Below are 9,765 nucleotides of genomic sequence, written 5' to 3'. Positions count from 1 at the left end.
TATATAATTTTATATAAGAGAAAAAAATGAGTGAAATAAGAGATATTAAAACAGATTTTTTGCTTCCAAATAAATTAAAAACTGATGATAGAGTAAAATATAATCGTGTAGAAGGAGAGAAGCTTGATTTTGGAGAGATACTAAAAGAGGCTGTAAATAGTGTGAATAACGCCCAATTAAACGCAGATAGCGCTGTTAAAAAAGTTTTGCAGGGTGAGACTCAGAATATACATGAAACTATGATTGTATTGCAGAAAGCTGAGACATCCCTTCAAATGCTTTTAGAGGTTAGAAATAGGTTATTAGAGGCTTATCAAGAGATAATGAGGACGCAACTTTAGATGAATCTAAGGGAATTTATTGACCAGTTAAGTAACGCTTTTAAAAGTTTTTCAACTATACAAAAAATAGCTATAATAGGGGCAACTTTTGCTGTAATAATAGCAGTGTTGTTATTGGTTTTATGGGCAAATAAACCAGTTTATAAAACTTTATATGGGAATTTAGATGAAAAATCAAGGATGCAGATAGAGGAATATTTACAATCAAATAATATTCCTTACCAATTGGGAGATGATGGTAAGACAATAGCTGTTCCAGATGATGAAGTTTATAGTGTTAGGTTGGAATTGGCTAAGGAAGGAATACCAAAGGTTGGGGGGCCAGGCTTTGAACTTTTTGATAGATCATCCTTTGGGATGACTGAATTTATGCAGGATGTGAACTTCCAGAGGGCTTTACAGGGAGAGCTTTCTAGGACAATATCAAATTTAGAATCAATTGAATCTGCACGTGTTCATTTAAGCATACCAAAGGATAGACTTTTTGTTACAGAAGATACAGAGGCAAAAGCAGCTGTTGTAATTGATATAGCAGATAATGCTGAGATAACAAGGGATCAGATAAAATCTATTGCTTTTCTTGTTAGTGGCTCTATAAAAGGTCTAGATCCAAAAAACGTACAAGTTGTTGATACATCAGGAAGGTTATTGTCTGAATTTCTCACAGATGAAAATGCTCCATTAATGATGACACAAACACAGCTTGAATATCAGAGGAAGGTTGAAGATAAGCTTGAAAATAAATTATACACTTTATTATCTAGCACTTTAGGCCCTGGTAATGCTGTAGCTAAGGTTTCAGTTGAATTAAATTATGATAAAAAAACTGTTAAGAGTGAGCATTTTGATCCTAATCCTGTTATTAGATCTAGGCAGTCTATGGAAATAAATAGTATTAGCACTGCCCTTGCTCCACAGGGCATACCTGGGGTTGAGCCAAATCTTGCAGAGCCCGATTTATTTGAGCAGAATGTTAAGTCTGAATATAATAAAACAGAGGATACTTATAATTACGAAGTGGGTAGGACTGTTACAGAGGAAAAAAAGGCCATAGGAGACATTGAAAGGCTAACAGTTGCTGTTGTTGTAAATGATAAAAAAGCTATTGTTGAGGAGAATGGAAGGAGGAAATTAACCTATCTCCCCAGAGATGAGCGAGAACTTGAGAGAATTAAAGATATAGTAGCTATGGCTGTTGGCTATAATGAAAATAGGGGTGACAAAATAGAGGTTGCGAATATACCCTTTAATGCAACTGATGATTTTGGAGATTTCTATGTTGAAGATAAAACAAAGGTGCATTTAATATCAACTGTTATTAAATATAGCACAGCCTTATTATTAATGTTGTTGTTTTATCTGTTTGTAATAAGACCAATTTTGAGAAGGATTCTGGCACAACCTGAAGAGGTTGGTGGCCTTGGTGGAGAAGGCATTGATGTCACATTGGGTGAAGAAGAGTTTGAAACCCCTAAAACGGTTGGTGATGTAGAAAAGGAGATAGAGGATGAACTAGACCAAAGAGAAAGTGATATTGAGACAACCGAGGCAAAGGTTATGCTAAAGAGGCTAAGGGAGTCTATTGACGAGGATCCAACTATGATAGCTTCCTTAATAACAGCATGGCTTAAGGAGTAGATATTTAAACATATGGCAAATCAAATAGATATAGACGGGTTACAAGGGACAAAAAAAGCAGCTATCTTATTAATAGCTTTAGGGAGAGATTATACATCTAAAGTGTTATCTTATTTAGATGATGCAGATCTGCAGGATGTTTCAAAGGAGATCGCTACAACTAATTACGTCGAACCAAATGTAGCAAATGAAGTTGTTAAAGAATTTTACAATATGTATCTTGCTAGAAAGTATATTTTGCAAGGTGGCATAGACTATGCGAGGGATGCGTTAACAAAAGCACTTGGACCAGAAAAGGCTGAGAAACTTATTGGTAGATTGATTAAGTTTTTAGAGCAAGGACGTGGGTTTGAATTCCTTTCAAAAGTAGATCCTAAGCAATTGGTTAAAATAATCCAGAACGAACACCCTCAAACTATAGCATTGATTTTAGCACATATGGATTCAAGTCAGGCAGCTGAAGCACTATCTTCATTGCCAGATGAATTGAAAGCAGAGGTATCTTTTAGGATAGCAAATTTGCAGGATATATCTCCCTCAGTTGTTAAAACACTGTCAAATGTTTTGGAAGATAAATTTGAAACACTTTCCTCATATGATGTCGAAGTAGGCGGACTTAGGAATGTTGCAGAAATACTAAATAGGATGGACAAGCAAACATCGGGAAAGATATTAGAACGAATGGATAAGGACGATCCTGAGTTAGCAGCTAAAATACGCGATATGATGTTTGTGTTTGATGATATTAAAAAGCTTGATAATAGCGCAATACAAGAGATCTTGAAGCGTGTTGATAGAAAGGTTCTAACAATTGCGCTAAAAGGTGCTGATGAAGAATTGAGTCAAAGAATATTTAGAAATATGTCATCTAGGGCTGTTCAAATATTGAAGGAAGAGATGGAATATATGGGTCCTGTAAGGCTAAGGGATGTTGAGGAAGCACAACAAGAAGTAGTCCAGATTGTGAGACAATTAGATTCCGAGGATGTTATAAGTATTCATGGTGGAGAAGATCAATATATATAGTTTAATAGATTACTATGAATAAAAGTCGTATAATAAAGAAGCGCAGTGGTATCAGTGTTAAACCCTATGAATTACAATTGTTTAGTGATAAAAAATCTGGGCTTTCTTATTTCACCCTAACTGATTTTAAAGAAAGTGATAACAAGGAAAAAGAAGTAAGGCATTCATTCTCTTCTTCCTCTAGTGCTTACAATAGATCAAGACAAGCGGACGATCAGACTAATAGCAAGAAAAAAAAGGATGAGAGCAGTAATTTAAAGAGAGAAGAAAACCCTCTAAATGAAAAAAGCACAGTTAATATACCTAAAAGAGAATCTAGGGTGAGTAAAGAAACTATTACTTCTCCAGAAAATTCTGTTGTCTCTGAGGAAGAAAAATTAAAAGAGGATAATAAAACAGTAGATAAAGATGATTATAAAAGCAAGAGTAGTAAGTTAAATATTGAAGAGGAAAAGAAGAAAGACAAAAAAAGTGATAATTCGAAGCAACAAAGAAGGGATATTATACCTTTAAAGAGACATTTAGAAGTATTGGAGGCTGAGAGAAACAAATATCAAAAAAAAGGTTATAATGAAGGGTATAATAATGGAATGATGGAGGCCAAAGAGAAATTTTATAAAGAATATGAAGCTAAGAAAGAAGATTATCTAGATATATTGTCAACTAGTTATGTAGATGCGATAAATGAGATAAGGAAGATTAGGGATGTTTTATATGAAATTGACAAGAAACTTCCTGAAATAGTGTTAAATTATGTGAAAAGGATTGTAGGCATAGAGAGAAAGATAAATGATAAAATAGTGGTAAGTGTTATAAAATCAAAGATTGATAAATTTAAATCACTAGGAGATATAAGGTTTTATGTTAATCCTGATGATGTTGAATATGTGAAGTATGAATTTCCTGGTTATGAGGTTTTTCCAGATAAGACAGTTAATAAAGGTGGTTTTAAAGTAAAAACAAAAATTGGCGATGTCGTTTTTGATATTGATAAATTGATAGATAATTTAGAAGAGATGATATATGAAGAACTTAAGGTTGCTGAGTCAGATTGAACCATTTGAAAAACTGTCTTTTTGTGGTTATGTAAAAAAGATTGTAGGATTAACTATTGAGGCTGATGGGCCTATGTTAGGCATCGGCAGTAGATGCATAATTGAGAATATTTTTGGTAATAAAATTTTAGCTGAAATTGTTGGTTTTAGAGATGACCGGGTTTTATTAATGCCTTATAGTGATAGTAATGGTATCGAACCTGGAAGTGTTGTTAAAAGTATTGATAAAGATAATTATGTAAAAGTATCAGAAAAACTCTTAGGTCGCATAGTAAATGGTTTAGGAAAACCTATTGACGGCATGGGTAATATAGAAAATTTTACGAGAATGTCTGTTTATAATAGTCCTCCAACCCCATTAGAGAGAGAGATAATAAGTGAGATATTACCGACAGGTGTGAAGGCCATCGATACTCTTTTAACGGTTGGTAAAGGGCAAAGAATGGGGATATTTGCTGGCTCTGGGGTTGGAAAGAGTGTGCTTCTAGGGATGATTGCAAAAAATACAAAGGCAGATGTAAATGTAATTGCTTTAATTGGAGAAAGAGGAAGAGAGGTAAGAGAATTTATTGAAAAAGATTTAGAAGATGCTTTAGAAAAGAGTGTTGTAGTAGTTGTTACAAGCGATGAATCACCTTTGGTAAGAAAAAACGGTGCTTTCTTGGCTATGGCTATTGCTGAATATTTCAGAGATAAGGGCCTAGATGTTCTATTTATGATGGATTCTGTAACTCGTTTTGCAATGGCTCAAAGAGAAATTGGTTTGGCTGCTGGAGAACCACCTACAACAAAAGGGTATACCCCTTCAGTTTTTTCCCTCTTGCCAAGATTGCTTGAGAGAGCAGGCACAAAGAAGGATAGAGGTTCAATCACAGGGCTTTTTACAGTACTTATTGAGGCAGATGATATAAATGACCCAATAGGTGACGCAGTGAGGGCTATAATTGACGGGCATATTTTTTTAAGCAGGGATTTGGCATCAAAAAACCATTATCCAGCAATTGATGTATTAAATAGTACTAGCAGATTGATGAAAGAGATTGTTGATAACCAGCATGATAATTTAGCAAGTAAATTAAGGGATATGTTGGCAATATATAAAAATAATGAAGATCTTGTTAATATTGGTGCCTATAAGAAGGGAACAAACAAGAAATTAGATTATGTGCTAAATAAAATTGATTTAATAAATGATTTTTTAAAGCAGAACAAGAATACAGGTGTTACTTTCGATGAGAGCTTAAAAAGATTAAAAAATTTATTGTTATAAAATAATTACCATTGACTAGTATATTTTTAATAGTATAATTTTAATAAATAAATAGTGGAGGGTGTGATGGAAGAAAAGGGATTTTTTCAGAGCTTGTTCGATTTCGAGTTTAAGGAGCTAATCACTAAAAGGGTGATAAGTGTTTTATACATAATACTCATTATTGCCTCGGCAATTTTTGCACTCGGGATTATTATTGACGGTTTTACAGATTCTTTTTTTTGGGGATTAGTTAAGTTAGTTATAGTTGCACCCTTATCGTTTCTAATAATGGTTGTGCTATCAAGGGTTGTTTTAGAGATTGTTATGGTTTTGTTTAAGATATCTGATGATATATCTAGATTGTCACAAAGTGAAGAAATCCAATCTGAAGTTAGTGAAAGTACTGAAAACCAATTCACAGTCCACGAGAATAATACTGAAGAAACTTCTGATGAAAACGATAAAGAAGTTTAGTTAAAATATTTTTGTTATATATAAAAGATATTATTAAGTGTAATGTAATTTAAAATAAGCAATTGGTATAAATAGAATAAAAAATTAAGTTAAAAAATAGCTCTTTTTTAAAGATGAAGTTTAATATTGAAAAAGTATATTGCTAATTGTTACAGTCTCGCTATAATCTATGTAACCCAAAGTATATATGTATATTTTGCGGGGTGTAGCGCAGTTTGGTAGCGCACAGGTTTCGGGAACCTGGGGTCGGGGGTTCAAGTCCCCCTATCCCGATAAGTCATAATCAAACAAATTAAATATCTTTTTTAATTATTATATTGAAATAATTAATTTTAATTATAAAATTTTATTATAGAATAAATTTATTAATATTAATATAAGGGGGTAGTACATGGAAGAAAAGATAACAATAAGTGTTATAAAGGCTGATGTGGGTGGTATAACAGGGCATTCAATGGTGCACAGTGATCTATTGTGTGTAGCAAGAAAAGAAATTGAAGAGGCTTGCCATGATAGGCTTATAATTGATGGTTTTGTTACAAATGTAGGTGATGATCTTGAATTGATAATGACCCATAGAAAGGGAGAAGAAAACGAAGAAATACATAAGTTTGCTTGGGATGTTTTTAAAAAAGCAACAGAAAAAGCCAAAGAGTTAAAATTATATGGGGCAGGACAAGATTTGTTAAAGGATGCTTTTTCTGGCAACATTAAAGGGATGGGGCCTGGTGTTGCAGAGATAGAGTTTATTGAGAGGAAATCCGACCCTATAATTATATTTATGGCTGATAAAACATCCCCTGGAGCCTGGAACTATCCTCTATATAAAATTTTTGCAGATCCCTTTAATACAGCGGGGCTTATTATTGATTCCTCTATGCATGATGGGTTTATTTTTGAGATTCTTAATGTAAAAGATGGCAAAACAATAAAATTGAGCTGTCCGGAGGAATTATATGATTTATTAATGTTTATTGGTGCAACTAGTAAGTTTTTAATTAAGAGGGTTTATAGAAAGAAAGACAATGAGATTGCTGCTGTATCTTCGACTCAAAAGCTAAATTTTATCGCAGGAAAATATGTTGGTAAAGATGATCCTGTTATGATTGTTAGATGTCAATCAGGCTTTCCTGCAGTTGGTGAAGTGTTGGAGCCCTTTGCTTTTTCATATATTGTTGATGGTTGGATGAGAGGTTCCCATAATGGCCCAATAATGCCAGTTTCCTTTAGAGATGCTCATCCAACGAGGTTTGATGGGCCACCAAGAGTTATAGCTGCAGGTTTTCAAATATCTAATGGGAAACTTGTAGGACCACAGGATATGTTTGATGATCCATCTTTTGATGAAGCTAGGAGGCAATCAAATATAGTAGCAAATTATTTAAGAGCCCATGGCCCTTTTGAGCCTCATAGATTATCTTTAGATGAATTAGAATATACAACAATGCCAGGCATTATGGATAGATTAAAAGATAGGTTTGAATAAAGTAATTAAACTAAGTATGTAAAATTGTTAGGTAAGCAAGTTAGAAGCCAGGTAAAATATATTAGTATAATAATTACTGCTAGGGAGTTATAATATAATACTCCCTAGCAACTATTTATTTTTAGTAGAATTTAAAATAATTAGAAGGATAGAATTTCTACTATTTATAGGATTAAGTATAAGATTTATTTTTTTATAATATTTGGAGCAAGCTAATTTAAGATAAAAAACTTTATCCCTCTAACCCCATAGAACTTAAATTTATTGTATATAAAACGAGGAGTTTATCAGAAGGTATTTTAATGTTAAATAAATAGTTTATAATTGTGTATGCTTTAGAACTTTAATATATAAAATAAATTCAATATCTTATTATAGTTTATTATAAATTTATATGTTAAATATTTATTTTATAATGTATTAACATTAAATTAGTGCTCATAAATGGCAAAACATATAAAAAAAGAAGAAAATTTAGAAATAAATAAGGTTCAAAGTAAATTAACATATAAGAAGGTTAGACTTTATTTTTATCTAACCATTTTAACCTTTTTTTTATCTTTTTTATCTATCTATATAATATACAAAATAATAGGGGATACTAATGTTAATTTTTATTCTTTATTTAAATTAAACATAATTATTCCATGTTTAATATGTCTTGTTTGTTATTTTTTCTTTGATGGAATTAGGTTTTACTATATTTTAAGGAGTTTAGATGTAAGGGTTTCTAAAAAGCTATTGGCCAAGGTAGTCTTTTTAAATATGTTTGTATCAAATATAACACCTTCAGCTGTTGGTGGGGGGTTTATACAGATATTTTATCTAAAGAAGGGTGGTGTTAATATAGGGGATGCTACTGCAGCAACAGTTATAAGAACAGTAATAACGGTTGTTTTTTTTATAATATTTGTTCCAATAGTTATTTTAACAGAAAAGAATATTAGAAATACATCCTATAATATTGGAATAATTTTCTATACTATAGTAATATTATTATTATATATATTTGTAATTTTTTTTACTGTTTATAAATCTAAATTATTTAAAAAGATAATTTTTCTGACCCTTAGAAAATTAAAAAGAAAAAAAATAATATCTAGGAAAAGGTTTAAAAAGATTAATACATTTTTTCTAAGAGAGATTTCTATATATGCTTTTAGCATGCTGAATTTTTTAAAGACAAAACCTTATTACACTATTTTATCGGTTATATTCTCAGGTCTTTTTCTATTTTCTTCATTTACTTTTTCAGTAATAATAATTAAGGGTTTAGGTTATGATATACCTATAACTTCTATTATTGCCTATCAAGTTATGGTTATGTTTTTAATGTATTTTGCTCCAACTCCTGGTTCTACAGGTATTGCTGAAGGTGCTTATTCCTTTTTATTTTCTGGATTAATTAGATCATCTGATATTGTTATAGTAACTGCAGCCTGGAGATTTTTTACTATATATATTGGTGTAATAATGGGTCTTATAATATTTTATTTTGATATAGCTAAAGGTTTTTTTAATAGTAATAAAGATGCAACCCTATAAGTTTAAGATTTTTCTATTTATAGATCTTTTCTTTGTTTTTTTGCTCATTTTGTATAGATTTTATTTGGTTTTTATAGAGGAAGATTATGTAAACCTAAATATAGAAAATGTTCAAAAGATTGAGAGAATTAAGGATAAAGATATAACCTTTGCAGTGTTGGGTAATATAAAAAACTCAATAAGTGTTTTTGATAAAAAGATAATTCCCGAGTTGAATGATAAGGATATAGATTTTGTTATATCTCTTGGCAACGCTGTTTGTGAAGGTGGTGAGGATAAATATAGACTAATCTATCGATCAATTAAAAAACTAGATATTCTTTTTATCAATGTAGTTGGTGTAGATGAAATATCCTCATTAAATGGATTGGAGAGATTTTATAGGCACTTTGGCCCATTTAATTTCTCATTTTTAGTAAATGACAATGCTTTTATATTTATAGATACAACTGGTGCTACTTCAGAGGTGTATTTAAAAAGATGGCTTTTAAATAGGCTTAATCAGTATAGCGAGTGTAAAAATATATTAATATTTATGAATAAGCCTCCCTTTTTACCTAAGGGAGAGTTATTAAAATATTTCAGTGATAATGTAATTAACAGCCAATATCTTAAAAAATTTTTCTACCACACATTACCTGACTATAATGTTGATGCTGTTTTTTCATCTAATTTAGGAGTTTTTTATAAAAAGAATATAAGGGGGGTTGATTATTATATTACAGGTGGTGCTGGTGGTTTTCTATTTGATGAGGACAGGAATTACTATCACTATTTATTAGTAAACATAGATGAGAAAGGGGATTTAACTGTAAATGTTAGAAATATTAAATATATATCTAGAGGATATATTTCAAGATTTTTGGAAAATTTATGGTTATATATACATTCAATATTTTATGTAAGTTTTGTTAATTTTATTATTATTTTAGCACTTTTATTCTTTTT

At 31.2% G+C, this 9,765-nt stretch carries 9 protein-coding genes and 1 tRNA gene; all 10 read left to right on the top strand.

The window, feature by feature from the left end; genetic code table 11:
- Positions 1–26: 26 nt before the first annotated feature.
- The gene (gene fliE / locus SVN78_06140) at positions 27–341 is read left to right on the top strand and encodes a flagellar hook-basal body complex protein FliE (protein MDY6821182.1); all 315 of its coding nucleotides are present in this window, start codon (positions 27–29) and stop codon (positions 339–341) included.
- On the top strand, positions 342–1,979 hold the full coding sequence (fliF, locus tag SVN78_06135; GenBank protein MDY6821181.1) for a flagellar basal-body MS-ring/collar protein FliF: 1,638 nt from the start codon (positions 342–344) through the stop codon (positions 1,977–1,979).
- A 12-nt stretch (positions 1,980–1,991) separates the two neighbouring features.
- Entirely contained in the window at positions 1,992–3,005 is a 1,014-nt protein-coding gene (gene fliG, locus SVN78_06130; GenBank protein MDY6821180.1) for a flagellar motor switch protein FliG, read from the top strand.
- Between the two features lie 14 nt (positions 3,006–3,019).
- A complete protein-coding gene (locus SVN78_06125) occupies positions 3,020–4,060 on the top strand; it encodes a FliH/SctL family protein (GenBank protein ID MDY6821179.1) in 1,041 nt (346 codons plus the stop codon).
- Positions 4,029–5,330 (top strand): FliI/YscN family ATPase, encoded by a 1,302-nt coding sequence (locus SVN78_06120; protein MDY6821178.1) that lies wholly within the window; start codon positions 4,029–4,031, stop codon positions 5,328–5,330. The genes SVN78_06125 and SVN78_06120 overlap by 32 nt, the downstream gene beginning before the upstream one ends.
- 66 nt (positions 5,331–5,396) lie before the next feature.
- Positions 5,397–5,786, top strand: coding sequence for a DUF4282 domain-containing protein (locus SVN78_06115; protein MDY6821177.1), 390 nt, complete (start codon positions 5,397–5,399; stop codon positions 5,784–5,786).
- A gap of 199 nt (positions 5,787–5,985) precedes the next feature.
- A tRNA-Pro gene (locus SVN78_06110) sits at positions 5,986–6,059 on the top strand.
- 118 nt (positions 6,060–6,177) lie between these two features.
- Positions 6,178–7,272, top strand: a complete 1,095-nt coding sequence (fbp, locus tag SVN78_06105; protein ID MDY6821176.1) for a fructose-1,6-bisphosphate aldolase/phosphatase — start codon at positions 6,178–6,180, stop codon at positions 7,270–7,272.
- 444 nt (positions 7,273–7,716) lie between these two features.
- The gene (locus tag SVN78_06100) at positions 7,717–8,817 is read left to right on the top strand and encodes a lysylphosphatidylglycerol synthase transmembrane domain-containing protein (GenBank protein MDY6821175.1); all 1,101 of its coding nucleotides are present in this window, start codon (positions 7,717–7,719) and stop codon (positions 8,815–8,817) included.
- 64 nt (positions 8,818–8,881) lie between these two features.
- On the top strand, positions 8,882–9,765 hold an 884-nt coding region (locus tag SVN78_06095), incomplete at its 3' end, for a glycosyltransferase family 4 protein (protein ID MDY6821174.1).

Source organism: Deferribacterota bacterium, assembly GCA_034189185.1.
In the GTDB taxonomy this organism is placed as follows: domain Bacteria; phylum Chrysiogenota; class Deferribacteres; order Deferribacterales; family UBA228; genus UBA228.
Note: the sequence above shows the minus strand (reverse complement) of the source record. Positions and strands in the feature narration are given on the sequence as shown.